The sequence below is a fragment of the Polyangium jinanense genome (assembly GCF_028435365.1).
In genome coordinates this window covers 26,221-50,291 of record NZ_JAGTJJ010000073.1, presented here as the reverse complement: position 1 = coordinate 50,291, position 24,071 = coordinate 26,221, and the positions used below count along the sequence as shown (strand labels likewise).

The 24,071-nt window shown below is 67.8% G+C and carries 20 protein-coding genes; 9 read left to right on the top strand and 11 right to left on the bottom strand.

Annotated elements, in window-relative coordinates; all coding sequences use genetic code 11:
* The first annotated feature begins 186 nt into the window (after positions 1–186).
* Complete coding sequence (locus KEG57_RS48875; RefSeq protein WP_272423992.1) at positions 187–666, top strand: Mut7-C RNAse domain-containing protein; 480 nt, start codon at positions 187–189, stop codon at positions 664–666.
* Between the two features lie 10 nt (positions 667–676).
* Here the strand turns inward: KEG57_RS48875 and KEG57_RS48870 are convergent, their stop codons facing one another.
* On the bottom strand, positions 677–1,270 hold the full coding sequence (locus tag KEG57_RS48870; protein WP_272459816.1) for a BP74-related protein: 594 nt from the start codon (positions 1,268–1,270) through the stop codon (positions 677–679).
* A 160-nt stretch (positions 1,271–1,430) separates the two neighbouring features.
* Between KEG57_RS48870 and KEG57_RS48865 the strand changes: the two genes are divergently transcribed.
* Positions 1,431–2,213, top strand: a complete 783-nt coding sequence (locus KEG57_RS48865) for a peptidoglycan-binding protein (protein WP_272423996.1) — start codon at positions 1,431–1,433, stop codon at positions 2,211–2,213.
* A gap of 63 nt (positions 2,214–2,276) precedes the next feature.
* Complete coding sequence (locus tag KEG57_RS48860; protein WP_272423998.1) at positions 2,277–3,911, top strand: hypothetical protein; 1,635 nt, start codon at positions 2,277–2,279, stop codon at positions 3,909–3,911.
* Positions 3,912–3,915: 4 nt separating this feature from the next.
* Here KEG57_RS48860 and KEG57_RS48855 read toward each other — a convergent pair whose 3' ends face one another.
* Both KEG57_RS48855 and KEG57_RS48850 read right to left on the bottom strand, forming a co-directional pair.
* Positions 3,916–5,184, bottom strand: a complete 1,269-nt coding sequence (locus tag KEG57_RS48855) for an acetyl-CoA acetyltransferase (RefSeq protein ID WP_272424000.1) — start codon at positions 5,182–5,184, stop codon at positions 3,916–3,918.
* Positions 5,185–5,322: 138 nt separating this feature from the next.
* Positions 5,323–5,838, bottom strand: coding sequence for a hypothetical protein (locus tag KEG57_RS48850; RefSeq protein WP_272424002.1), 516 nt, complete (start codon positions 5,836–5,838; stop codon positions 5,323–5,325).
* Positions 5,839–6,557: 719 nt separating this feature from the next.
* Between KEG57_RS48850 and KEG57_RS48845 the strand changes: the two genes are divergently transcribed.
* Entirely contained in the window at positions 6,558–7,499 is a 942-nt protein-coding gene (locus tag KEG57_RS48845; RefSeq protein ID WP_272424004.1) for a hypothetical protein, read from the top strand.
* A 25-nt stretch (positions 7,500–7,524) separates the two neighbouring features.
* Here KEG57_RS48845 and KEG57_RS48840 read toward each other — a convergent pair whose 3' ends face one another.
* From KEG57_RS48840 to KEG57_RS48830, 3 genes are all read right to left on the bottom strand, one after another.
* On the bottom strand, positions 7,525–8,511 hold the full coding sequence (locus KEG57_RS48840) for a hypothetical protein (protein ID WP_272424006.1): 987 nt from the start codon (positions 8,509–8,511) through the stop codon (positions 7,525–7,527).
* 121 nt (positions 8,512–8,632) lie between these two features.
* Positions 8,633–9,226 carry a hypothetical protein gene (locus KEG57_RS48835; RefSeq protein WP_272424008.1) on the bottom strand — a complete coding sequence of 198 codons (594 nt, stop codon included), beginning with the start codon at positions 9,224–9,226 and terminating at the stop codon, positions 8,633–8,635.
* Positions 9,227–9,577: 351 nt separating this feature from the next.
* Entirely contained in the window at positions 9,578–11,062 is a 1,485-nt protein-coding gene (locus KEG57_RS48830; RefSeq protein ID WP_272424010.1) for a multicopper oxidase family protein, read from the bottom strand.
* Between the two features lie 205 nt (positions 11,063–11,267).
* Here KEG57_RS48830 and KEG57_RS48825 point away from each other — a divergent pair, with 205 nt between their 5' ends.
* The 3 genes from KEG57_RS48825 to KEG57_RS48815 are packed head-to-tail and all read left to right on the top strand — an operon-like array spanning position 11,268 to position 15,925.
* A complete protein-coding gene (locus KEG57_RS48825) occupies positions 11,268–13,004 on the top strand; it encodes a MopE-related protein (protein ID WP_272424012.1) in 1,737 nt (578 codons plus the stop codon).
* Between the two features lie 30 nt (positions 13,005–13,034).
* Complete coding sequence (locus KEG57_RS48820; RefSeq protein WP_272424013.1) at positions 13,035–14,864, top strand: hypothetical protein; 1,830 nt, start codon at positions 13,035–13,037, stop codon at positions 14,862–14,864.
* On the top strand, positions 14,861–15,925 hold the full coding sequence (locus KEG57_RS48815) for a multiheme c-type cytochrome (RefSeq protein ID WP_272424015.1): 1,065 nt from the start codon (positions 14,861–14,863) through the stop codon (positions 15,923–15,925). Before KEG57_RS48820 ends, KEG57_RS48815 begins: the two co-directional genes overlap by 4 nt.
* A 367-nt stretch (positions 15,926–16,292) precedes the next feature.
* Here KEG57_RS48815 and KEG57_RS48810 read toward each other — a convergent pair whose 3' ends face one another.
* The gene (locus tag KEG57_RS48810; RefSeq protein WP_272424017.1) at positions 16,293–17,723 is read right to left on the bottom strand and encodes a carotenoid oxygenase family protein; all 1,431 of its coding nucleotides are present in this window, start codon (positions 17,721–17,723) and stop codon (positions 16,293–16,295) included.
* Between the two features lie 161 nt (positions 17,724–17,884).
* Between KEG57_RS48810 and KEG57_RS48805 the strand changes: the two genes are divergently transcribed.
* Positions 17,885–19,204, top strand: coding sequence for an AAA family ATPase (locus KEG57_RS48805; protein ID WP_272424019.1), 1,320 nt, complete (start codon positions 17,885–17,887; stop codon positions 19,202–19,204).
* The gene (locus KEG57_RS48800; protein WP_272459815.1) at positions 19,201–20,466 is read left to right on the top strand and encodes a vWA domain-containing protein; all 1,266 of its coding nucleotides are present in this window, start codon (positions 19,201–19,203) and stop codon (positions 20,464–20,466) included. The genes KEG57_RS48805 and KEG57_RS48800 overlap by 4 nt, the downstream gene beginning before the upstream one ends.
* Before the next feature lie 438 nt (positions 20,467–20,904).
* On the opposite strand, the gene KEG57_RS48795 is transcribed toward KEG57_RS48800, so the two are convergent.
* From KEG57_RS48795 to KEG57_RS48780, 4 genes are read right to left on the bottom strand one after another with little or no spacing between them, the layout of a single operon-like run.
* The gene (locus KEG57_RS48795; protein WP_272428456.1) at positions 20,905–21,201 is read right to left on the bottom strand and encodes a DUF5985 family protein; all 297 of its coding nucleotides are present in this window, start codon (positions 21,199–21,201) and stop codon (positions 20,905–20,907) included.
* A 27-nt stretch (positions 21,202–21,228) separates the two neighbouring features.
* Positions 21,229–21,492, bottom strand: a complete 264-nt coding sequence (locus KEG57_RS48790) for a DUF5985 family protein (RefSeq protein WP_272428454.1) — start codon at positions 21,490–21,492, stop codon at positions 21,229–21,231.
* 9 nt (positions 21,493–21,501) lie between these two features.
* Complete coding sequence (locus KEG57_RS48785; protein WP_272428452.1) at positions 21,502–21,942, bottom strand: hypothetical protein; 441 nt, start codon at positions 21,940–21,942, stop codon at positions 21,502–21,504.
* Positions 21,943–21,963: 21 nt separating this feature from the next.
* Positions 21,964–24,063, bottom strand: coding sequence for a hybrid sensor histidine kinase/response regulator (locus tag KEG57_RS48780; RefSeq protein WP_272428450.1), 2,100 nt, complete (start codon positions 24,061–24,063; stop codon positions 21,964–21,966).
* Positions 24,064–24,071 lie beyond the last annotated feature (8 nt).

Genomic DNA, 24,071 nt, shown 5'->3' with positions numbered 1-24,071 from the left:
TGGTCTTGACCTGGCCTGTTCGATGAACTGCGCATCGCGCAGTTCATCGACCCCGAGTCCAGCGCTTGCGCTGGTCCGGGTCCAGGGGCGGACAGCCCCTGGTGGGGCCTGGGGCAACGCCCCAGCGCAGCGCCTCTCAGACGGGTGACCTTTCGCTCGGCCCTCTGCGGCATACAATCCGGCCTCGTGGAGCCGCGATTCTTTTGCGACGCGATGCTGGGAGGGCTTGCGCGGTGGCTACGCGCCGCGGGCTACGATGCCGCGTTCGAGCAAGGGATCGACGACGGGGTCCTCGTTGCGCGGGCCGGGGAGACCGGGCGCATCCTTTTGAGCTCCGACGGAGGCATCTTCGAGCGCACGGCCGTCCGGGAAGGGCACGTCCGCTCGCTCTTCGTGCCGCGCGCGCTGGGTTTGTCCGGGGAGCTCCGGTTTGTCCTCGGCGCGTTCTCGCTCCCGCTCCTTCCGCCGCGGTGCATGACCTGCGGCGGTGCGCTCGTCGAGCTCACGAAGGATGAGGCGCGCGCCGAGGCGCCGCCGAGGACGCTTTCGAGGATCGAGACGTTTTACCGCTGCGCGGGCTGCGGCAAGCTGCTCTGGCGAGGCTCGCACTGGGAGCGCATCGCGCGCGTGCTCGCCGAGGCGGAGGCGGCCGCGCGCGTGCGCTGATGCGGCGTGCTCAGGGCGTGCCTGGACGAACCTCGACGTTCGTGACCTTCGTGTTCCACGGGCAGTATTGCTTGACCTGGTCGATCCACTCCGCCGTGTGCTCCTCGACGTACTCGGGCGTCCCGTCGCAGAGCTCGATCGTGGCGTCCACGAACGTGGCCTTCTCGGGGTCGACGTGGAAGGTCCACTTCGGATCGCAGTCCTGCCCGTCGATGACCTCTGCGAAGTTCGGGATGCGCGTCGTGCCCTGCTCCTTCAACTGGATCGCCTCGTCGATGAAGGCCTGGTTCGTGATCCAGACCGTGAGCGACTGCCCCACGACATCGAACGTCACGAGCGCGCCGCCCGTCCGATCCGCGCAGAGCGCGCTGCCGCCGCCGCCTTGACCGCCCTGCCCTCCGGCGCCGCCTTGACCGCCGGAGCCGCCTTGACCGCCCTGACCTCCGGCGCCGCCTTCACCGCCCGCGCCGCCCTGCCCTCCGGCGCCGCCATCGCCGCCCGCGCCGCACTGGATGTCGCACGTTTGCGCCTCCTCGCAGCCCTGGAGGAACGCGGTGGTCACGGCAAGCGAAAGTACCATTGCAAGCGAACGAATCTGTTTCATGCCCTCCCTTCAGCACGCTCTGTGCCAGCGGAAAAATCGATTCTCGACACACCTTCGCCGCACCGCGTCTGGCCTCGGCGCCGTACCTGGCACAACCTGGGCCGGAACGAGGGCTTCGACGTCTTGCGGTGCGGGCGGGGTTTTCGTTTAGAATGCGCCCATGCACCCCACGCTTCGGCTCTCGGCAGGTTACGCCGACAAATCCCCGCACCTGCGGGACGAGGTGAAGATCCTCCAGCGCGCGCTCGTGGGCTGGGGGTTCGACGTGACGCCCGACGGGCAGTTCGGCCCCGGTACGGAGCGGGCCGTCCGCTCCTTTCAACGGCGCCAGGGGTTGGTCCCGGACGACGGCATCGTGGGGCCGAGGACCTGGGAGGCCTTGCTGCAGAAGAAGGCCACGCCCGTCGGCACGTCGGTGCGCGACACGCCCATCATCACGGGCAGCGAGTGCTTCCCGCTCAGCAAGCTCCCCACGGTGAACTGGACGAGCTCGCCGCGATCGTTCGGATCACGCCGGAGCGGCGGCACGCGTGCGCATGCGGGCTGCGACCTTTACGCCTCGCTCGGGACGTGGATCCACGCCATCGCCGACGGCGAGGTGATCCAGGGCCCGTACCCGTTCTACTGCGAGACGTACGCGCTCGAGGTGCACCACGGCTCGTTCCTCATCCGCTACGGCGAGATCCAGCGGTTCACGACCGTGAAGGCAGGCGACAAGGTCAAGGCCGGGCAACGGATCGCCAAGGTCGGGCACCTCGTCGGCATCAAGGTCCCGAGCGACATGCTCCACCTCGAGATGTACAAGGGCAACCTCTCCGGCGCCCTCACGCAACGCTCGGGCGGAGCGAAAACGGCGGACGGCGCGGCCTTCCAGCGCCGCGCGGACCTCATGGATCCGACCCAGCACCTGCACCGCTGGGCGAGCAATTTGCCGCACGATTGACGCGGATCCGCGGGGCGGACGCGCTGCTTGCCAAGCGCTCTGGATTCGCTGTACCAACGTTCCATGCGCCCGCTCCGCCCGTCCTTCGCCTTCCTCTTCGCGTCGCTCCTCGCCCCCACGCTCGCTGGCTGCGGCGGAGATGAATCGCCGCCCGAGGGCCCCGCGCGCACGCCGATCGCCGACGATCAAGGCAAAGCGACGAACCTCTCGTGCCCCGGGGCCGCCGGGTGTGAAAAGGCCGAGGGCGACCTCTTCGTCGGCGCCTCGGCGCAGAAAATCACGCCCACGATCGAGACCTGGACGGACACGAACGAAAATGGCCAGCGGGACGAGGGCGAGGCGTACGAGGACGCGAATGGCAATGGCAAGTGGGACGGCATCTGGCTCGCGGGCTTCAGCAATGGCCGCGCCGCGACGGGCGTGCACGACGACGTCTGGGCGCGCGCGGTCGTCCTCGAGCAAGGCGACGTCTCCGTGGGCATGGTCTCGCTCGACCTCGTGGGGTATTTCCAGCAATACGTGCTCGACATCCGCAGGGCCGCGTCGGCGGAGGGGCTCGATTTCGATCACATCCTCGTCGCCTCCACGCACGTGCACGAGGCGCGCGACACGATGGGCATGTGGGGCCGCGACCCGAGCACCACGGGCATCGATCCGGCCTACATGGATCACATCGTCAAGCAAGCCGTCCTCGCGCTGAAGGAAGCGAAGGCGGGCCAGAAAAAGGCGAAGCTCGTGGCCGCGCAGGCCGAGGCGCCGGAGCTCGTGAACGATACGCGAAGGCCTTTCGTGATCGATCAGAACATCACGACGCTGCAGTTCCGGGACGAGAGCGACGCGGTCCTCACGAACGTGGTGTTCTGGGGCAATCATCCTGAGGCGCTCGGATCGGACAACACCCTCGTCACCTCGGATTACCCGCATTTCCTCCGCGAGACGATGGAGGCGAAATGGCCGGGGGCGCCGACGGTCTTCTTCAATGGCCCGCTGGGCGGCCTGACGACGACGATCGGGATCGTCGGCTGCCCGGATTTCAGCGGGATGGAGACGTGCAAGCAAGGGACGTGGGAGCGCGCGGAATACGTCGGCAAGGGCGCGGCGGAGGCGGCGATCGCGGCGCTCGAAGGCGCGAATACGACGAAGGACGAGGCGCCCTCGCTGGAAGTGCACCGCCGGTCCTTCCTCATGCCGGCGACGAACACCTCGCTCGCCATTGCGGTCCTCTCGGGGCTCATGCCGCGCGAAATCTACTGGTCCGATGGCAAACGCGTGGTGGAAGAGGAGCGCCCGGGCATCGGCGTCGGGCTCTTGCTGAATGGCGACGTGGTCATCGCGACCGAGGTGAACGGCATTCACATCGGCCCGGTGGCGATCGCGACGGTGCCCGGCGAGCTTTACACCGAGCTCTGGCTCCAGAAGCCGGACGGGAGCTCGTACATCGAACAACCCGAGGGCGCCGATTACCCGGACGCGGTCCCCGAGACGCCGATCCAGGCCGTCCTGCCGAAGGACTCCATGAAGGTGATGGTGAACAACGCGAACGACGCGGTCGGCTACATCATCCCGCTCCCGCAATGGGACGTGCTGCCGCCCTACGATTACGGCGACAACGACAACGAGTACGGCGAGGAGAACTCGTCGGGTTACCAGGCGGCGCCGATGATCACGAGCGAGTTCGGCAAGATGTACGAGAAGTGAAACGTCACGCCCGCCCGACGACGAGCACCACCGCCGTCGTCGCGCTCCCGCCGATGTTCAGCGTCGCCACGCGCTTCGCCCCCGGCACCTGATTCTCTCCCGCTTCGCCCGTCACCTGCTTCTGCGCGTCGAGCAGCATCCGCACGCCCGTCGCGCCCACGGGGTGGCCGATGCCCATGAGCCCGCCGCCGGGATTCACCGGTAGCTTCCCGCCGCGGAGCACCGTGCCGTCCTCGATGACCCGGAACGGCTCGCCCGCCGGCGCGATGCCGAAATGGTCGATGCCCATGTAATGCGAGATCGTGAAGCAGTCGTGGACCTCGACGGCCGAGAGCGCGCTCGGGCCTTCGATCCGCGCCCGGGAGAACGCGTCGAGCACCGCGCCGCGCACATGGGGGAACACGTACGGCTCGCCACGGCTCCCCTCGAGTTTGTCCTTCATGCTCATTCGTGCCGTCCGATGCCCGTACCCCTCGATACGCCCGAGGCCCTCGAAAGGCACGCCGCGCCGCCGCGCCCATTCGGCCGCGTACTCCGCCGACGCGAGCACCACGCAAGCGGCGCCGTCGGTCACGGGGCTCGCGTCGTAACGGCGCGTGCGGCCGGCGATCACCGGGTTTTCCTTGTCGTCCTCGGCGAGCGCCGCTTCCGAGAGCGTCCACTTGCGGGTCTGCGCGTTCGGGTTCTTCAGGGCGTTCTCGTAATTGTTCCGCGCCAGCGCCGCGAGGTGCTCGCGCCGAAGCCCGTAGCGGCGATCGTATTCCTCGGCCACGTGGCTGAAGAGCTCCGGCCATGGATACGCCACGCCTTCCGTCTCGCGCGGCACCCAGGCGGCCGCGCCGAGCTTCTGCTGCGATTCGAAGCCCGGCAGCACGCGCATGAGCTCCACGCCGACGACGAGCGCGACGTCGTATCGCCCGGCCTGCAGATCCGCCATCGCCGCGAGCACGGCGACGCCGCCCGAGGCGCAAGCGGCCTCGTGCCGCGTGATGGGAATTCCCGCAAGGTCGGGATGCACCTCGGCGACGAGCCCGCCGAGATGGCTCTGGCCCGTGTAAAGCTCGGGGATGAAGCTGCCCACGTGCCCCACCTCGACCTCGCGCGCCAGAACGCCTGTATGTGCGAGCGCGAGCGTCGTCGCCTCACCGATGAGGTCGACCAGGCCTTTGCCCTCACGCGTGACATTTCGAGCGAAATCGGTCTGGTGGCCGCCGAGGACGAAGACCGGGGGCAGCGCGCGATCACGCGGCGCGACGCGGGGGGAAGTCGTCATGGTGAGACGACTCTACGGCGCGCGCGGCCCCGGCGGCAAGGGCGTCCATGTGCGTGCCCCGGGACCGGCGCGCCGACCTGGATATCGGCCATCATCCCCGCGCGTGTTTGGCACGACGCGCGCGATGGTGCTCGCGCATCACCAGAATGCGCCGGGTCCGCCGCAGGGGCCGCAGGGGGGGGCGATGCCGACGCCGCCGCAGGGGCCGCAGGGGGGGGCGATGCCGATGGGACCGCAGTTCACTTCGAAGGGGTCGTCGCAGGGGCCACCGCCCCAGATGCCGATGCCGCAGTCGCCCCCATAGAAGCCGCCGACACAGCCGCCGCCCCAGCCCCCGATCGGGCCGCCGCACGGTGCGCCACAGAGGCCGCCGAGGAATCGGCGGCCATAGTATCGGCCCGCCCCCCACCCCCAGGTCGAGAGGGCCGCAGCATCTTCCGCCGTGGCCTCGTCGTTTGCGTCCGCAACGGCGGCGTTCTCGTCCGGCGCGGCCAGGGTGTCGTCCGCAGCATCGGCGCTTTCGTCCGCAACGATGGCCCCTTCGGCGGCGATATCGTTCTCGGTGTCGGCTTCGGACATCTCCGTAGCGCAGCCCGTGCAAAGCATGGCCATCGAGGCAGACAGCGCGAGCAGCAGCGTCCCGACCTTCGACATGGAATGCATAGCGGGTGACCTCCCGTTTCTCTTGGCTTCCTGGACCTCTCCGACGAGGCCGCTTCACGATGCTCGCCTCGTGCGCAGGTCGGCCAGGTGCCCATTTCCTTCGGGCCATTCGCTGGGATGTCCAGTCGTCTGGGCCACGCCCATTCAAGAAGGAAAAACAGACGACAGGAATGCGCGCTGCCCGCGCGAAGGCGGGAGCTTCAGCGGGACGGAAACGGGAGCGGGGATCTCGGGATCCCGCCCGGGGACGGAGATCGTACCGTCGTGCTCGGCCTTTTCAGGGCCATGCCGTCCTCGCCGTCTTCGCGCTTCGCGCTCTGGGCGTTCCTCATACCGGTGACGAATACCTTGCAGGCCATTGCAGTCCTCTCGGGGCTCATGCCTGTCGCAGCGGGCTCCTTCGTTCATGTTGGAGGAGCCGGCGCGCGTCCCGGAGGCGACCGCCGCTTCGACGCGTGCTGCCCCTTCTCCCGTCACGCAAAGCGCACCTTGACGAATGCCTGCATTCGATGCGAAGACAAGATATGCACCTCGCTCATTCCATTCGCATCTCCGCCGCCGCGTATTTTCTCCTCGCCGCTGGATGCGCTCCAGAATCGCGAGAATACTCCGCCGGGAGCGCAGGAGGAGGTGGCGGCGCGGGCGGTGCGGGCGGCGCACCGGCTTCTTCTTCGTCGTCCGCGGGCGGCGGAGGCTCGTCAAGCAGCGGCATGCAATGCACCGACGATGGCGAATGCGCCCCCGGGTATTGCGGTGGCGGCGCGTGCGTGCAGCCCGAGCTATTCGCGTCGGGGCAGAATTACCCGAGCTCGCTTGCGCTCACGGCGGACGAGGTCCTGTGGACCAACAACACGGGCGGTGAGGTCATGCGCCAATCCAAGGCCGGCTCCGTGCCCGCGCCTTTCGTGAAGGGGCAACAGGCTCCGAGCGAGCTCCTCGAGCGCGATGGGGTCCTCTTCTGGTGCAATACCGAAGGCAACTCGATCGGCACGGCCAAGCTCGACGATCCGCCCGGCGGCGTCGGGCAAAAGGCCCTCGACATCGACTCGCCGCGGCGATTGGCCACCGATGGTGTGACGTTCTTCATCGCCACCCCCGATCTCTTGCTCCGCGCGCCGGTCACGGGCGGGCCGATCTCGGACCTCGTAACCGACGTGGATTGGTACGGCATGCTCTCGCAAACGGTAGGCATCGCGCATCACGAGGGGATGGTGTATTTCAGCGAGTATCTCGGCGGGCGTGCCGCGCGCGTGCCTGTGGCAGGCGGCATTCCGGACGTCCTCGCGCCCGGCCCTGGCATGCTCGGGACGATCGCCGTCGACAAGAGCGGCGTCTACTGGATGAGCGTCGAGGCGACCGGCACGAAGCTCTGGGTCTCCGACCACGCGGGCGTCGGCGCGACGAGCGTCTTTCAAGGAGAAAAGGTCATACCGTTCTCGCTTCCGAAGGTCGTCACCGACGACGAGGCCATCTATTTCAGCATGGATCCGGAGAGCGGCGGCGGCTCGGCGCTCCGGCGCAAGACGAAGGTTGGCGCGGACGTCGCACGTGTGCTCGCGAGCGGGCAAGAGGTGATCGTGGACATCGCGGTGGACGCGACGCACCTTTACTGGATCTCGGGGTCGTCCATTCTGCGGATCGCGCTCCCCTGATCGGCGGACCTGGCGAGCCGAACTGCTAACGGCCCCGGCCCAGGATCGCGTCCACGGTCTCGACGTCGATCTCGGGGTTGAAGCTCGCTCTTTCTACTTTGTTGGGGCGCAACACCACGAAATCGGGGTGATCGGCGCGCGAGTTCTCGGTCCACGCGCCTCCGCGCACGATGAAACGACGCCCCTCCCACGCGCCGTGGAGGTCGTAGGTATACTCGCGGGTCGTCACATCCATACCCACGTAATCGTATGTCTTCACGTCGGGGGTGGACACGAACAGGACGGTACGGACGTGCACGACGTCGCGCGCCCTCGCGTCACGCGTGATCTTCGTGATGGCCTTGTACACCGGCAGGTTCCAGACCTCGTGCCCGGCGTCCCTGTCGATGATGAACGGACGCCGATTCTTGAAGAGCTCGACGACGAGGACTCGATGGAACGTATGCGGCAAGATGTCCGCGTAGACATCGTCCCACTCGCCGTCATTGCGATCGCCGATGGTGGGCGTGTCGGTCACGGCCTCGTACGTCTTGAGAAGAAGCGCCTTGAGGTCACCCACTTTGAAGCGCAGCGAACCGTGGACCATCGGCTTGTTCGGCTCGGGCTCCATGATCGAGGCGAGCGCCCACGCAAAGCATAGACCCGACCATGTATCGGCCCGCGCGTCGTACAGCTTATCGCGCTCGTAGGCCGCGGCCTTCGTCGTCTTGCGCTGGAACGTGCTGTTGTAGAGGTCGTACTTTTGGAGAGGCGAGAGCTCTCCGTTCTTCTCCGCGAAGAGGAAATCCTCCGCGGTCGGGAACCACCACGAGGACCAGGGCTTGGTCGTTGCTTCGGCGGAAAACTCCCCCTCCGATACCACGAGGTTTTTCCGGGTGCTCCCACGTCTCTCGGTGACTTCCTCCACGGAAATCTCGACATCGCTGTCTTCTTCCGGTGCGACATCGCCGCACCCAGCGAGCGTACCGAACAACATCAGCAAGAGGGCAGCATGATGGACACGAGACGCCATGGTGGAACTCCTCTGTGCAAACGAGCGATTGTCGCGTTTTGGACTCCAAAGGCTACAGACGGGAAGAGCCGGAAAGGCTGACCGCTCGGCGGTCCGCCTTCCCGGCGTGAGACGGCTCCTTCTACCGCTGCGGCGTCTGCGTAGCAGCCTCACCGCAGGTGTTCACGACATTGCCGGTCTCCCTCGCATTCACGAAGGACCACGCTCCCTGGGCTTCCTTCAGCTTGGCATCGCACAGCTCGGCGACGCTGCTGAACGACAAGAGCTCCCTGCAGTCGGAGACGGTCACGTCACGCTTGAACGTGGTCTCCATTTCGGTGAACTCGCGACAAGGAGCCTGGACCACGATGGTCTTCCCGTGCTCCTTGTTGCCCGTGTCGCTGACGCAGGCCTTTTCGCAGCTCATCTCGGCGTAGGTCGAGCTGCTCACCCCGAGCTCGATCGGCACGAGGAACTCCCTCTGCTTCCATGTGAGATCCGTGCGCGTGCACGAGATGCTGAACCACTTCGGCTCCCTCTGCCAGCCCATGGATCGCGGGTCCCCGCACCTGTTTTGGATTTCCTCGAAACTGAAATGCTTGGCGCAGGTGGCGTCGGACTCGACGGGCCGATAGCCTTCCTGTCCGGCGAGGGCCTCCGAGGTGGTCGCGTCCACGAATGCGAGAGAACCGAATGCGACGGCAGTCAGACCGATGGCGAAAATGCGCTTCAACATGGCTTCCTCCGGTTTGCGTGGAGAGGGCGCCCGCACCTCGAGAGCCCCCCCACGCGCAGCGTCCGCGATGCAATCGTTCTGCCGCGGGCAAACCCGGACGAACGTGATGTGGAGGCCCGCGCTCCTCCGGACAGGCCAGGATTGCCTTGCCTCGGACGGGGTCGTCAGGGGGCGCAAATTGCTCCGTGGGTATGCCCCGCCCAGGCGCGGCGGGCGTTGGGCTCCCCGCCGGCGGCGCATGCGCCATCCTGGAGGACCAGGTGGGGGAAGACCCGGGACGTCGTAAGGTCCGGGCGGCAGAAGGGTGTAGCCGGGGACGTCGTGCGGGGCCCTACGAAGGCCGCCTCAGCCTCAATGCGAATGCGCCTGAACGGGCGTGCCGACCTGAATATCGGCCATCATCCCGTTCTCGCTGTGCTCCGAGATGTGACAGTGCACCATCCAGCGCCCGTGGTTCTCGAAGTACGTGAGAATCGTGGCGGTCTCGTTGCCGCGCACCTCGACGGTGTCGCGCAGCCCGGGCTCGAAGACGGGTTTTCCGCCGCGCTCGAGGATCTGAAAGAACTGCCCGTGGATATGGAACGGGTGCCGCGGGCTCACGTTGCTCGACAACGTGATCTTCACGGGCACGTTCGGCTCGAATGTCTCGAGCAGCACGTGCTCGTGTCCCTCCCCGACGTAGGACGGCACGCCATTGATGGTGAATTGCACCTGACCGTCCACGACCCCGCCCGAGAGCTTCCATTCGTGCGACGCCGCCTCCACGGACGTCGCGGGCAACGACACCTTCGGGTAGATGGGCTCCGCCGTCACGGTTTCGCCTTCGATCGTGCCACGCGCGAGCTCGAAGGGGGCCTCGACCACGTTGTCGTTCTCGTCGAGCACCAGGACGAGCGCCTCCAGCACGACCTCGGTGGCGTCCGGCTTCGGGCGCACCTCGAAATCGTACCGTTGTCCCGGCGCGATCTCGACGCGTTCGAGCGCGAAGGGCTCGGGCAGGAGCCCGCCGTCGGTGGAGATCACGCGCACGTCGGCGCCCCGGATCCGCAGCCCGTACGAGAGCGCGTTCGTCGCGAGTACGAAGCGCCAGCGCTCGATCGAGCCGCGTGGCATCGTGAACGTCACGGGCCCCTCGCCGCCCTCGCCGTTGATGATCCTGCCATTGGAGAGGAGCCGATTGCCGACGCGCCCCGCGCCGATATCGGGTCCGCTCGTGAGAAAACCCGAGACCTGGTTGTTCGTGGTCCGGAGCCGGATGTCGTCGCCGACGAAGATCCGCTCGGTCGAGAACACGGGAAACTCTCGCTCGTGGACCACGATGGCGCCATAGAGCCCGTATTCGAGCTGCTGGATCTGGTGCAGGTGCGTGTGATACCAGAACGTGCCAGCGTCGGGGACGACGAAATCGTACGTGAAAGACGCACCGGGCTGCACCGGATTCTGAATCACGGGCGAGCCGTCCATTTGATCCGAGATCCGGAGCCCGTGCCAGTGCACCACTGTCTCCTCGGCGAGCTCGTTCTTGAAATGGACGATGACTCGATCGCCGACCCGCGCGTGGAGCAGCGGCCCCGGGAATTGATCATTGTAATTGAAGAGCTGCGTCGGTTCCCCCGGGAGGAGCTGCACGGCGTGGGACCGCGCGACGAGATCGACCTCCAGGATGTGGGGGTCCGGGTTCAGGTCCGGCAGGGGCGTGAGCCCCGATACCTCGGGAAGCGGCGGCAACGCGGGATGAACGACCTCTCCGACGGTCGTGCTCGGCGCGGGCGCATCGCTCCCGCAACCCACGAGGATCCCGACAAGGGCAAACGCGCCCATCGTGTAACGACTCATGGAACGTGAAGCTACCAGTCCCTGGCAAAGATGAAAATGAAAATCGTTCTCATCTTCACAGGCCGAACCATGTGACCTGAGCCACAACAAGTTGCGCCCTACCCTCCACCCCACGTGGTTTGTCCTGCGAAAACATCGAGCCGCGAATCAGCGCTCTTGCAGCCTCCCTCTTGACGTCCCGCGCGTATTCGTGTCCCGTCGGGCCATGCGCACTTCGCTCGTCCTTCCGCTCTGTTTTGGTGTGATCGTCCTCGGCTGTGGTGACTCCGGCGAGATCGGAGAGACCGCCGGCTCAGGCTCGAGCTCGGTCGGATCCGGAGGCCGCGGAGGAATGGGCGGCAGCGCGACCGTGGGATCCGGGGGAATGGGCGGTCTCGGGGGCATGGGCGGCGCCGGCGGGAGCGGTGGCGGCGGAAGCGGTGGCGCGGGCGGAAGCGGCGGCGCTGGCGGTGCCGGAAGCGGCGGCATGGGCAGCGGCGGAATGGGCGGCTCCGGCGGCATGGGAAGCGGCGGAATGGGCGGCTCCGGCGGCATGGGCAGCGGCGGAATGGGCGGCTCCGGCGGCATGGGAAGCGGCGGCATGAGCGGTAGCGGTGGAATGGGCGGCTCGGGCGGCATGGGCGGCGCCCCTCCCCTTTGCGTCCCCGGCTCGGTCGAGCCCTGCTACACGGGCCCGCGCGGCACGCAAAACGTCGGCGCTTGCAAGGCGGGAACAAGGACCTGCAATCCGGATGGAATGGCCTACGGCCCCTGCACTGGCGAAGTGCCCCCCTCCGCAGAGGTCTGCGCGACGGCCGAGGACGACGATTGCGACGGACAAACCAACGAGGAAGGCGTCGACTGCGTCTGCGCCCCCGGCACGTCCATCCCTTGTTATACCGGGCCCATGGGCACCGACGGCGTCGGCATCTGCATGGCGGGAACGCAGCTCTGCAATGATCTCGGCACGGCCTACGGCCCCTGCGCCGGCGAGATCACGCCCGCGGCCGAGACCTGCGCGACGGCCACCGACGACGATTGCGACGGACAAACCAACGAGGAAGGCGCCGATTGCGTCTGCCCCCCGAACGCCGTCCTCCCTTGTTACACCGGACCGGCGGGCACACTCGGCGTCGGCCTTTGCCAGGCGGGGACCGCGATGTGCGACGTGCTCGGCACCTCGCTCGGCCCCTGCATGGGCCAGGTCACGCCCGCGGCCGAGTCCTGCGCCACGACCGGCGACGACGATTGCGACGGACAAACCAACGAGGGCTGCGTCTGCGTCCCGGGGACGACCCAGAGCTGCTACAGCGGCCCCGCGGGCACGGCGGGCGTCGGCGCCTGCAAGGCCGGCACGCGGAGCTGCAATGCGCAAGGCACCGGATACGGCGCCTGCACGGGCGAGGTCCAGCCGCAGCCCGAGAGCTGCATGACGGCAGCCGACGACGATTGCGACGGACAAACCAACGAGGGTTGCGCCGGACAGACCTGCGCGGTCTACCAGGAGAACTTCGACGACGGCACCGCGAGCCCGCTCAGCGCGGGCGTCTACAAGGTCGAGTGGTGCGACGATTACATTCCGCTCGCCTCGAACACGCCGCTCTGCATGACGGGCCGCACCCTCCGGACGAACGAATCCACGATCGATCCCACGATCTGGGTCTACAAGGGTGACGCGAGCTGCACCTCCGTGCGCTTGAATTACACCTACTACCAGTTCGCGCTCGCGAACGTGAACGTTTCCTACCAGCAGAGCAACGACACGATCGAATCCTGCGAGAAATCGGGCAGCTTCACCAGCGTCACCGGCCATAACGCGCTCCAGGCCTGCACGGTGCAGACGCAGATCACGATCCCGTTCGGCAGCTCGAAGGGCGTCTACATCCGCTTCGACCACGGCACGGGGCAGAACGCGCTCTGGATCGACAACCTCTCCCTGGAGCTCGTCGGCTGCGGCTGTTGAGCCTCCGCGCGAGTCGCGTTATCGTCGGGCATGGTCTCCCGCGCCCGTCGCTCGCCCTCCCCTGCCCTCGCCGCGCTCCTCGCCGCCCTCCCGCTCGGATGCGGCGCGCCGCAAACCCCGGCAAAGGTCGACGCGAACGCCCCGAAGCCCGCGGAATCCCCGGCCCCGCTCGCGAGCACGGCGCCGCCGCCCGAAGCCGCGCCCGCCACGAACGAAACGCCGAGCCCCGCCCCCGAAAAACCCGCGCGGCCGCCGAGCCCCTTTTACCCCCTGATCGTGCACGGGCAGCCGAGCTTCCGGATGTTCGTGCTCCCCTCGTTCATCGCTGCGATCAGCGGTGATTACCTCTCGACGCCCATTCGCATCGACGGAAACGGCGCCCGGGTCGATGGAAGCCTCTACGCCGGGCTCAAGGGCCTCGGCGAGCAAAATGCATTTTACGTCATGTGGATCACGGGGGATCTGCCAAAGCACGGCAAGCTCGGGCTCAACCTGCCCGGCGAGCGCGGCGGCGAGGACGTCTTTTACTCGTGGAAGGGCTCGGCCTGGGCCCGCGACCCGGACAAACCCATGCCACCCGCGGTCTCGTCCGCGTATTATATGGGCGGGATCTATTCGAGCGCGCCCTGGGGCGATCGGGCGCTTTACGAGATCAACGATCCCAACCTCGACGAAGCCAAGCCCATCTTCGTGCTCGGCCCCGGCGGAAGCAGCCCGCCCGTGCCCGAAATCGCCAAGGGCACGGGGCGCTGCAAGACGAAGCTGCTCGGGCATGCAGACCTCAGGGCATTACCTTCGGGGGACCTGATCGGCTTCGGGAAGGAGTGCCGTGAGGGAGACCAGCCCTCGTTTTACGGGCAATCGGGCGCGGGACCGCTCGCCGTGGAGCGCTGGCCCAAGGGATCACGCACGTCGGTGATCGATGTGCTGCCGGGCTCCGACGTCGTGACCTCGCTCCGCCCCGGCTCGCGTTTTTACGTGCTCGGCCCGAACGACGTCCTCGCCGTGGCCCTGCCCGGCGACCGCGGGGCAGCCTACGCGGCGCACTGGAATGGCAAGAGCTGGAGCGACATCTCGCCCGGCGGCAGCGAGAGCGTGAACGACGCCTTCCGCACGAAAGACGGCTCGCTCTGGCTCCTGCGCGAGAAGGGGCTCGATCGATACACGTCCGGGAAATGGACGACCTTCACGCCCGGCGGCATACACAACACGATCGAATGGGCAAAGGTCGGCCCGGACGACAAGATCTGGGCCGGCCGCTCCGAGGAGCTCTTGACCCTCGAAAAGGACGGCTTCCGCGTGATCCCGCTGCCGGAGCTCGATCCCCGGGAGGAAGGCACGCCGATCGACATCCTCTTCCGCGGCGACGAGATCCTCGTCCCGGCGCGCGCCGGCGGCCAGGTGACGGTGCTCTCCACGAAAAAGCCCACGAAGGTGCTGGATCTCGACGCCCCGGACGAGCCCGCGGAAGGCGCGCCGCCGCCGCGCCCAGCACCCAAGACCGAGCTCCACGCCTTCTCCCGCATCACGCCCGGGACACCGGGCTGCAAGGAGCTCTTCGTCGTGCTCTACAAGCTCGCGAAGGTGGCCCCGCCCGATTACGATTTTCCTCTGACCCGCGCCGCGCTGAAGGGCCACACCGAGCTTTCGAGCGTGAAATTCGCCGAGACCGAGGACGCGGGGCGCCGCTATTTCGTGGCCTTCGTGCCGAGTTTTTCCATCGGCCAGAAGCTCGTGAAGACCGTGCAGGAAGGTGTAAAAAACTCGACGCCGCAGCTCCTCTGCGGCAAACCCGCCCGGACGAACCGCGATATCCGCATCGACCTGCGCACCGGGGAGATTGTCAAGGCGAACCCATGATCTCCGGAAGGATCGTCCTCCTCGCCACGCTCGCCTCGGGGCTCTTCGGGCTCGCCGCCGCGCAATCAGCCGAGCCACCGAGAATGCCGGGGCCCGCGCCCGTGCCACGCCGCGCCCACGCGGCCGAGGAGAACACCCGCTGCGAGGGTTGCCACGCGGATATCGCAGCGGAATGGCGCGCCTCGCTGCACAAGAAGGCCCACGACGATCCGGCATATCAACGGGCCCTCGCCATCGAGCCCCTGCCCTTTTGCCGCGGCTGCCACGCGCCGGAGGCCGATCCGATGCGCGATCCGCCGCCCGAGCTCGGCTCCCTCGGCGTCGCGTGCACCTCGTGCCACGGCGACCTCGCGCACGTGCTCGCCGCCCCGCGGGAGACGCCGCGAAGTGCGCTGCATCCGGTCGCGCGCGACGCCGCCTTTGCCTCGGCCTCCGCGTGCGCCCATTGCCACGAATTCTCCTTCCCCGATCCCGATCGCCGCTTCGCGCCGCTCTTCATGCAATCGACGGCGAGCGAGCATCGCGCCTCGCCGTTCGCCGGCCAAAGCTGCGCCGAATGCCACATGCCCCTCGTCGGCGAGGGCGCGTCGAAGCACCGCAGCCATCGTTTCCCGGCCTCACGCGATCCCGCGCTCCTCCGCGCCTCGGCCCGCATCACGGCCTCGCGCGGAGGCACGGGCGCGGTCGTCGTGCGTATCGAGCCCCTCGCCCTCGGGCACGCATTCCCCACCGGCGACCTCTTCCGGCGCCTCGCCATCCGCGCCGAGGCCGTGGGCCCGGAGCAAAGCGTGCTTTCCGAGAACGTCCGATACCTCTCGCGGCGCTTCGGCCGCGGCAAAGGCCGCGACGGCCGCTCCATCAAGGTGCTCACCGGCGACGACCGCGTGATGCCCGGCGCGCCAACCGTCGTCACGCTGTCGCTCGGCGAAAAAGCGGAAGGCGCGCCGATCCTCTGGCAAGTCGCCTACGAGCGGGTGGAGCACCCGATTGAAGAGGACTCGGATCAGGCCGTCGTGGAAGGCGAAGTCGTTCTCGCCGAAGGGACGCTCGTGCCGCCCTGAGGTGGTGCTCGACAGCGTAGCGCCGGGGTTTCACCCCGGACCCGAGCAGGGGCTATCCGCCCCTGCACCCGGACCAGCGCAAGCGCTGGACTCGTGGTCGATGAACTGCGCTCCGCGCAGTTCATCGAACGGGCCGGGTCAAGACTGGCGACGACCTTGCCAGTCAAAACCGCAGCGCCGACGTGTCTGCTGGAGGCTGGGGCAGCGCTGCCGTCTTGGTTGGCAACGTGGTCCGTGGCCTTGCCCCGGACCTGTCCGAGAAACCGCGCATCGCGCGGTTTCTCGGCCCTCGGTCCAGGCCGTGCCTGGTCCGGGGTGCAGGGGGCGGACAGCCCCCTGCTGGGGTGCGGGGCAAAGCCCCGCGGCGTTACGCTCGAATCTCCGATCCGGGCACCCACCACGCGTGATACCCGGTCGGTACGCGTTGCGGGAGTTTTACCCGCGCGAGAGGCGCCCTCGTGACGTCCTTCGCGTCGAGTACATACGCCTCGCTCTCGCCACTCGCCTCGTCGACGACGAACGTCACGAGATAACCGTCGTCCTCGCCGACCGAGCCCACGCGCGGCGCGAACACGACCTCGCTGCCGAAGCGGCCCGCCGGATACGAATGCGCGGCGCTCGTCCCCGCCTCGTAATCGTACTTGACCACGCCGTCGAAGAGCAGCGTCGGCGAAGACGCGTGGAGCCGCGGGTTGTAGCTATATCGCGTCTTCCGGCCGAGCGCGCGGTTATCCATCCGCGGGAACTCGGTGAGCACGTCGTCGAGGCGCGACTCCTTCACGCCCCCCGTCTTCGTATCGAGCTCCCATCGATACAGGTTCGGCTCGAGCCGCAAGAACCCGATCGTCGGCACCTCGCGCGCGGGATTTTGCGGATCCCCGACGACGGGCGCGTCGATCTTGCACCCGACGAGCACGATCCGATCTCCCTCCTCCCATGCATTGATGGTGTGGTACATGTAAAACGGCTCGGTCTCGAACCAGCGAATCTGCGACCCCGGCGCATGGCGCGGGAGCAAGCCGATCCGCGCCGGTTTGTCACGAAAATATTTGACCTTCGTCTTGCCGACGGCGAGGAGCGCCGGGTCCCATTGCATCGACATGTCGAAGAAGAGGGTGAAACGCTCGGTGATCGCGAGATCGTGCTGGAGGCGCGGGCCGGGCAGATCGATCTCAGTCCTGTGCACGAGCGCGCCCGAGGGCGAGACGACGGCGTACGTGAGGTACGGCGGGTACGGCTTGTAATCGAACAGCATCATCTCGCCCGTGACCGCGTCGACCTTCGGGTGCGCCGAGATCGTCGGCATCCTGTCGCCCCACGTCTCGGTGCCGCAGGTCTCGAGCGAAAGCGGATTCACGACATAGGCCGCGCCTCCAAGCCACCAGAGCGAATACAGCCGGCCCCCGTGAAACACGAGGTCGGTGTTCGAGGTGTCCTTGAAGGGCCCGCGTGGATTCGTGAAATCGGGCCGCTCGGTGACGCCCGTCCAGAGCGACGCGCCCGCCTTCTCTTCTTCGAGGAACGCCCATGTGCGCACCCAGCGGTTCGCATACCTCGCGCGCCCATCCTCGAACTGGAGCGCGTGGATCATGCCGTCGCCGTCGAACCAGTGATAACGCCCCTTCTGCCGGAATCGCGGGTTCGAGCCGTTGCGCACGAACACGCCCGCGAGGTCTTTCGGAATCTCGCCGATCACGGGCAGATCGTGCGTCGTGATCTCGCGATCGATGGGCGCATAGTTGCCCGAAAGATAAGGCGGCGCGGGGCTCTCGGCGCTCGAAGTCATGGACATCGTCATGGCTCTCTCCGGCGTGGACGGGGCGGCTCGCGCGCCCCCCGTGCGCGAGCCCGGGAGGATAAGGAACCACGTTTCGGTGCGCAAGGGCCGATGTCCCAGGGAAACGAGCTCTCGCAAGGGACGTGGCGGCGGCCCGCGCACGTGCTAGCCGAAAGCATCCCGTGGCCAAGCCTTCTCCCACTCCCGTCCTCGAAAGCCGCACCGCGCACATCCCCGTCGGCCCCCGGCTCGAAGCCGTGCTCGAGCTCGCCTATCGAGCGCGCCGCCCCGTGCTGCTCGAAGGGCCGACCGGCATCGGCAAGAGCGACATCGTCAAGAAGCTCGCCGATCGCCTCGGTATCGCCCACGTGGTGCTCGACCTGTCACTGCTCGAGCCGCCGGACCTCGTGGGCCTGCCCGTCATTCAGGACGGCCGCACGCGTTACGCCGTGCCCGACATCCTGCCGCAAGACGGCGCAGGCATCCTGATGCTCGAGGAGCTGAACCGCGCCGAGCGTTACATCCAGCAGCCGGCGCTGCAGCTCCTCAGCGCGCGGCGCCTGCACGGATACGAGCTGCCTCCGGGCTGGGCCTGCTTCGCCGCCGTCAACCCCGAAAGCGAAGGCTATCACGTGACGCCGCTCGACAAGGCGCTCCGGGCCCGCTTTCTGAGCCTGCCCGTGCGCGCCGATCGCCCGAGCTGGCTCGCGTGGGCGCAGGTGAACGACGTGCACCCCGGCGTCATCGCGATCGCGCAGGCGCACGAGCGCGTGCTCGACGACGTGCCGCCGCGGACCTGGACGTACGTCTCGCACCTGCTCAAGACGCTGCGCCCCGAGGAAATCGAGAACGTGGGCCTCCTGCGCGACGCGCTCTCGGGGTATTTGCCGACGTCGTGGCTCGAGCTCGTCGTTTCGAGCCGCGGCGTGTGGTCGAGCCGCCTGCCCTTCGACGTGCGCGCGCTGCTCGCCGACTACGATCGCCGCGCCGATCTCTCGCGCGCCGTGCGGGGTTTTGCGGAGGCCGGACAAACCGATCGGCTCGACGAGATCACGACGCGCCTCGTGCGCCTGCTCGAAGGGCCCGAAGCCGGCGTGCTCGCCGGCGAGCGTCAAATCACGCTCGCCTCGTTCGAGGCGCTGCTCGCGGATCTGCCCGGCGATCAGCGGGACAAACTCGTGGAGGCGCTCGGGCGAAACCCCACGGCGACCTCGCTCATCGACGTGCGCCCCGAGGAGCTCTGCGAGCGTTACGCGAATAGCCCCGCGCAACGCAAGCTCCAGGGCTGGGCTGCCGATCCTTTGAAGCAGCACCGCGTGGGGCTCTCCGTGACGGCGCTCTCGTCGCACCTCGAACGACAAACCAAGCTCGCGGAGGTCAAGCGCAGCAACGTCGTCCGCGCGAGCCTCGGCGTGCTGCTCGCAGAGCTGCCCGAGCGCTGGGCGCTCGATCTCGTGGCGACGTGCAAACGCCTCGGCATCACCCCCATCCGCCCCGGTTGACGTTCAAACGATGGTGGCTACGCTCGGACGAGCCGAGCTCCGCCCCCAAACCCCCCGTCATGGTCGATCCCGTCCGCGCCTTCCTCGACGATTTCGTACGGACGAGCGATTTCGCGCGGCGATACCCATATTACGCGGCCGTCCTCGCGAAAATGGTGCCCGTCGCCGATCCGTCGGTGAAGCGGATGGCCGTCTCGCTCCACGAAGGTCGGTTTTTCCTGCACGTGAACGTGGACTCGTTCCTGCGCGAGCCGCAATGGCTGCGCGGGGTGCTCCTGCACGAGGTGCATCACGTGGTCCTCGGGCACCTCTCGCACCCCAAATTCGCGGATCCCGCCGAGCCGGAGCTCCTCGATCTCGCGCTCGAAATGAGCGCGAACGAGTTCATCGAGGAGCCGTTGCCCGACCCGATCACGTGGCAAAAATACACGTCGTTCGGCATTCGTGCGGGCCAGAGCAGCCTGGAGCGCTACGAAAAACTGCTCGAAGCGGCGCGGGCTGGTAAATTCACGGCCAAGCACGCGCCGGGCGGCGAGACGGTCGACGAGCACAAGCTGCTCCGGCGCGCGGCAGGCGCGCCCGGCTCGGTGGAACAAGCCCGGATGCTCGTGGCGCGGGCGATGGACACCGCGGGAGACGTGGGGCCGGAGGGGCCGCCCGAGCGCAGGCTGCTCGCGGGAAAGGAGCCGGGGCGGCTGCTCGCGGAGCTCGACGGCGTGCTCGGGCCGCCCGAATGTTACGTCGACTGGAAAACGGCACTGCGCATGTTCACGTCGCGAAGGCGCACGCCCGTGGGCACATTCGCGCGGCCGAGCCGGCGTTTTCCCACGCGAATCGGCGAGGTCCCGGGGCGCGCGTGGTCGCCGCGGGCCATGGCGCGGCCGCGCGTACTCGTGACGATCGATACGTCGATGAGCATGACGGACGCCGAGCTCGCCGAGATCGGAAAACAGCTCGCGCTGCTCGCCGAGGAGGCCCGGATCACGGTGGTCGAATGCGATTGCGAGATCCAGCGCGTCTACCCGTTCACCGGCGTGCTCACCGACGTGCAGGGTCGCGGCGGTACGGATCTCCGAAAGGTTTTCGCCGAGAGTTTTTGGCGCACACACACGCCCGACGGAATCGTGTATTTCACCGACGGCGAAGGCCCGTTCCCCGAGGAGCCGCCGCCCATCCCCACGCTCTGGATCCTCACGAAGCCGCAGAATTTTGCGTGCCCCTGGGGCGAACGCGCAATCCTGGAGCGCCGTCGCGCGCGCTGACAGGGTGCCGACATGGGAGCCTTCGACGAAGTCCTCGCAAGGGTGTCTTGCCCTGCGTGCGTCATGAATGCAAACCGCTGCGCCGGGGCGCTGCCCCGGGCCCCGCGGGGGCTGTTCGCCCCTCGACCCGAACCAGGGCAAGCCCTGGACTCGGGGTGGAAGAACTGCGCGATGCGCAGTTCTTCCAACAGGCCGGTGGCAAGACCATGGAGGTGCGTTGCACGCTGGCGACGGGCACGTTGCCTGTTGAATCGTCAGCGCTGCGGTCTTGATGGGCAGGCTCGTCGTTGGTCTTGACCTGGCCTGTTCGATGAACTGCGCATCGCGCAGTTCATCGACCCCGAGTCCAGCGCTTGCGCTGGTCCGGGTCCAGGGGCGGACAGCCCCGGTGGGGTCTGGGGCAAAGCCCCAGCGCAGCGCCTCCCCATCAGCTCGCCATCAAGACCGCGGCAGCGGCGTCGCTCCGCTGTCCGACCCCTTCGAGGCCGCGCGGTTTTTGTCGACGACCGCGTAAATGATGAGGGCGTTCGCGACGAGCCGGACGAGATACACGTAAGGATAATTGTCCTCGGGCAGCTTCACGATGGCGAGGATCAGCCGGTTCACGGCCATGAGCGTGAACGAGAGCGCGAAGAGCGCGAAGAGCCGATCCCGCGTGCTGCGCCAGAAGCGCAGGAAGAACAGCGCGATCACCGCGAATCCGAGGATCAGAGCTCCGCTGAGCAGATCGTTCATACCCTCACGTCTCACCACACCGGCGCTTCATTCGCGCAGATCGTACACCAAACCATAAAGGAGAAACGTGACGCCCATCAGGGCGGGAATTTGCCTGACCGTGGAGAGATCGTGCTCAGGGATGACGATCAGATCCGCGAACAGAAGCACGTTGTTCAAGGCGAGCCCGGCGAAGCAGAGGCCACTCCACAGCAAGAGGCGCACCTTGCGCGCAGCATACGCACGCAACAGCAGCGTCATCGCGACGAGGCTCGTGAGCGTGCAGAGGATGTACACGACGGCCGGTACCATGCTCCCCCCTCATTTCTTCTTCAGCATGAACGCATCCGAGAACGCGCGAAGGTCGCTCTCGGGACGCCCATAAACGAGATCGATCACGGCGAGCCGTCGCTCCTTGTAGAGCCTCGCCGCGGCGTCAATCAGCGCGGCTATGTCCTCGGATTCGGGGCCGTGTTGGTACACGGGCCCGCGCTCGGTGTGTCGGACCTTGATGAACTGCTGGTCCGCGAGGTGCTCGAGGCGACGGCCGATCGACATCAAGCTCGATCCGAGCTCACGGCTCACCTCGTCGGCGCGCCATTCCCGCGGCGCGCTGTTACGCAAGAGGCAGATCACCTCGAGCTGCTCGAGGGAGGAGACGTGCTCCTGGATGAATCGCACGAGCTCGACCGGAATGGGCCCCGAGAAAAACTTGACGCCTCCGTCCGGTTTCGAGCCCCGATCGTGCTGGTCTCCCCCCATTGCAATCGTCCAGGATCGCCGTCAGGGGACCTCGCGGAGGGCCACGGCCTCCGCAGGTTCGACGCGCGAGCACGGCGCACCCACGAGCCCCGCAATGGCGCGGACGAGCTCGGCAGGATCGATGGGTTTGGCGGCGTGGCGCTGGAAGCCCGCCGCGAGCGCGCGGGCCTGATCTTCCGCGCGCGCGTGCGCCGTGAGGGCCAGCGCAGGCACCGCGCCCCCGCGCTCGGGCGCGCGGCGTCGAACGAAATCGATGAAGTCGTAGCCATCCTCGCCCGGCATCGCGATGTCACTGACGAGCACGTGCGGGCGCGCGGCGTCGAGCTCGGCGATCGCCTCGCGCACCGTGGCCGCGATGCGGACGTCGGCGCGATGCGCGGCGAGGACCTGGCGCAAGATCTCGCGCGTGTCCTGATCGTCGTCGACAACGAGAACCCGCAGGCCGCTGAGATCGGGCAGCGGGAGGCGCGCTTTGCCGTAGGGCGGAGGCGTCGGGCCGTCGCCCTCGCGGGGCAGGAACGCCGAGGGCAGGCGCACGGTGAACGTCGAGCCCTGGCGCGGCCCTTCGCTGTGCGCGGCGACCGTGCCGCCGTGCGAGACCACGATGTGCCGCACGACCGCGAGGCCAATGCCGAGTCCGCCGTGCATGCGGCGGCTGGAGCTGTCGCCCTGGCGAAACCGATCGAAGACGTAGGGCAGAAAATCGGGGCGGATGCCCTCGCCGTTGTCCGCGACGGCGAGCTCGAGCTCGTCGCCCACGCGGCGCAAGCGCACCTCGATGCGGCCGCCGCGCGGGGTGAATTTGATGGCGTTCGAGAGCAGGTTCGTCGCGACCTGCCGCAGCCGCTCTGGATCACCCTCGACCGAATCCCTGCCCGCCGAGCAGACCACCACGAGCGTGATGTCCTTGGCCTGCGCGGCGGGGCGGAGCGCGTCGACGGAAGCCTCGACAAGCGACCCGAGGCGCACCTGCCGTTGCTCCATGCTCATCTTGCCGGTGACGATGCGCGAGACGTCGAGCAGGTCCTCGATGAGCTTGTTCTGCGCGCCGGCGTTGCGATCGATCACTTCGAGCCCGCGCGCGAGCTTGGCCGCGTCGGGCTGCGTCTCGCGCAGGATCCGTGTCCAGCCGATGATGGCCGTGAGCGGCGTGCGGAGCTCGTGCGAGAGCGTCGCGAGGAACTCGTCCTTGAGCCGGCTCACCTCGCGCTCCTCGGCGTGGAGCAGGTTCTGCAGCGCGACCGAGGCGAGCTGCGCGGAGAGCAGGAGCAGCGACTCGTCGTCCTCGCTGAAGCCGTCGGCCTCGCCGTTCGTGACCTCGATCCACCCGACGCACGTGCCGTCCGCGCCGACGAGCGGCACGGCCATGAGCGGGCCGGGTTCGTCCGCGTTCACCGGCTCCCGTTGCGCGCGCTCCGACGCGGAGAGCGTGACCACGCTCCCCGCGGTGGCGACGCGCGTTAAGATCCAGTCGCTCGCGGGATCCGCCGGGACCGTCCGCGGCGCGGCGAGCCCGCCCGCCGAGCACGCGGCGGTGCCGTGCTTCGAACCGCTCACGAGCGCGACGAACGACGACCTCGCCCCGAGCGCGGCGCATGTGCCCGAGGCGATGGCGTCGAGCATCGCCTCGACCGATCGCGCTGCGTTGATCGAGAGCGACGCTCGCGCCAGCGCCGCGAGCTGACCGGCTTTCCTGGCGATCGCCTGCGCCGCGAGGTTCGCCTCTTCCGTCTTGCGGTAGAGCTCGACGAAGACGGAGACCTTCGCGCGCAGGATGTCCGGATCGACGGGCACCAGCATGTAGTCGACGGCGCCGAGCGCGTAGCCCTGCTCCGCCTGGATCGCGTCGCCGAACGCGGTGAGGAAGATGATCGGCGTCTGCCGCGAGCGCTTGCGCTGTCGGATGAGGCGCGCCGTCTCGAAGCCGTCCATGATCGGCATGTCGACGTCGAGCAGGATGACCGCGAAGTCCTCCTGCAGGAGGAACCGAAGCGCGTCCCGCCCGCTCTGCGCGAGGACGACCCGCTCCCCGAGCTCGGAGAGCATGGTCTCGACCGCAAGGAGCCTGTCCCTGCGATCGTCCACGACGAGAATTCCGACCTTGTCGCGAGCGTGCTTCATGCCGCTCT

Excerpts from the sequence above, each read along its gene's own strand:
- KEG57_RS48830 (WP_272424010.1), bottom strand. The coding sequence starts at position 11,062 with ATGAGTCGTTACACGATGGGCGCGTTTGCCCTTGTCGGGATCCTCGTG.
- KEG57_RS48865 (WP_272423996.1), top strand. The coding sequence starts at position 1,431 with ATGCACCCCACGCTTCGGCTCTCGGCAGGTTACGCCGACAAATCCCCG.
- KEG57_RS48815 (WP_272424015.1), top strand. The coding sequence starts at position 14,861 with ATGATCTCCGGAAGGATCGTCCTCCTCGCCACGCTCGCCTCGGGGCTC.
- KEG57_RS48870 (WP_272459816.1), bottom strand. The coding sequence starts at position 1,270 with ATGAAACAGATTCGTTCGCTTGCAATGGTACTTTCGCTTGCCGTGACC.
- KEG57_RS48825 (WP_272424012.1), top strand. The coding sequence starts at position 11,268 with ATGCGCACTTCGCTCGTCCTTCCGCTCTGTTTTGGTGTGATCGTCCTC.
- KEG57_RS48790 (WP_272428454.1), bottom strand. The coding sequence starts at position 21,492 with ATGGTACCGGCCGTCGTGTACATCCTCTGCACGCTCACGAGCCTCGTC.
- KEG57_RS48840 (WP_272424006.1), bottom strand. The coding sequence starts at position 8,511 with ATGGCGTCTCGTGTCCATCATGCTGCCCTCTTGCTGATGTTGTTCGGT.
- KEG57_RS48835 (WP_272424008.1), bottom strand. The coding sequence starts at position 9,226 with ATGTTGAAGCGCATTTTCGCCATCGGTCTGACTGCCGTCGCATTCGGT.
- KEG57_RS48855 (WP_272424000.1), bottom strand. The coding sequence starts at position 5,184 with ATGACGACTTCCCCCCGCGTCGCGCCGCGTGATCGCGCGCTGCCCCCG.
- KEG57_RS48810 (WP_272424017.1), bottom strand. The coding sequence starts at position 17,723 with ATGACGATGTCCATGACTTCGAGCGCCGAGAGCCCCGCGCCGCCTTAT.
- KEG57_RS48820 (WP_272424013.1), top strand. The coding sequence starts at position 13,035 with ATGGTCTCCCGCGCCCGTCGCTCGCCCTCCCCTGCCCTCGCCGCGCTC.
- KEG57_RS48785 (WP_272428452.1), bottom strand. The coding sequence starts at position 21,942 with ATGGGGGGAGACCAGCACGATCGGGGCTCGAAACCGGACGGAGGCGTC.
- KEG57_RS48845 (WP_272424004.1), top strand. The coding sequence starts at position 6,558 with ATGCAATGCACCGACGATGGCGAATGCGCCCCCGGGTATTGCGGTGGC.
- KEG57_RS48795 (WP_272428456.1), bottom strand. The coding sequence starts at position 21,201 with ATGAACGATCTGCTCAGCGGAGCTCTGATCCTCGGATTCGCGGTGATC.
- KEG57_RS48860 (WP_272423998.1), top strand. The coding sequence starts at position 2,277 with ATGCGCCCGCTCCGCCCGTCCTTCGCCTTCCTCTTCGCGTCGCTCCTC.
- KEG57_RS48850 (WP_272424002.1), bottom strand. The coding sequence starts at position 5,838 with ATGTCGAAGGTCGGGACGCTGCTGCTCGCGCTGTCTGCCTCGATGGCC.
- KEG57_RS48780 (WP_272428450.1), bottom strand. The coding sequence starts at position 24,063 with ATGAAGCACGCTCGCGACAAGGTCGGAATTCTCGTCGTGGACGATCGC.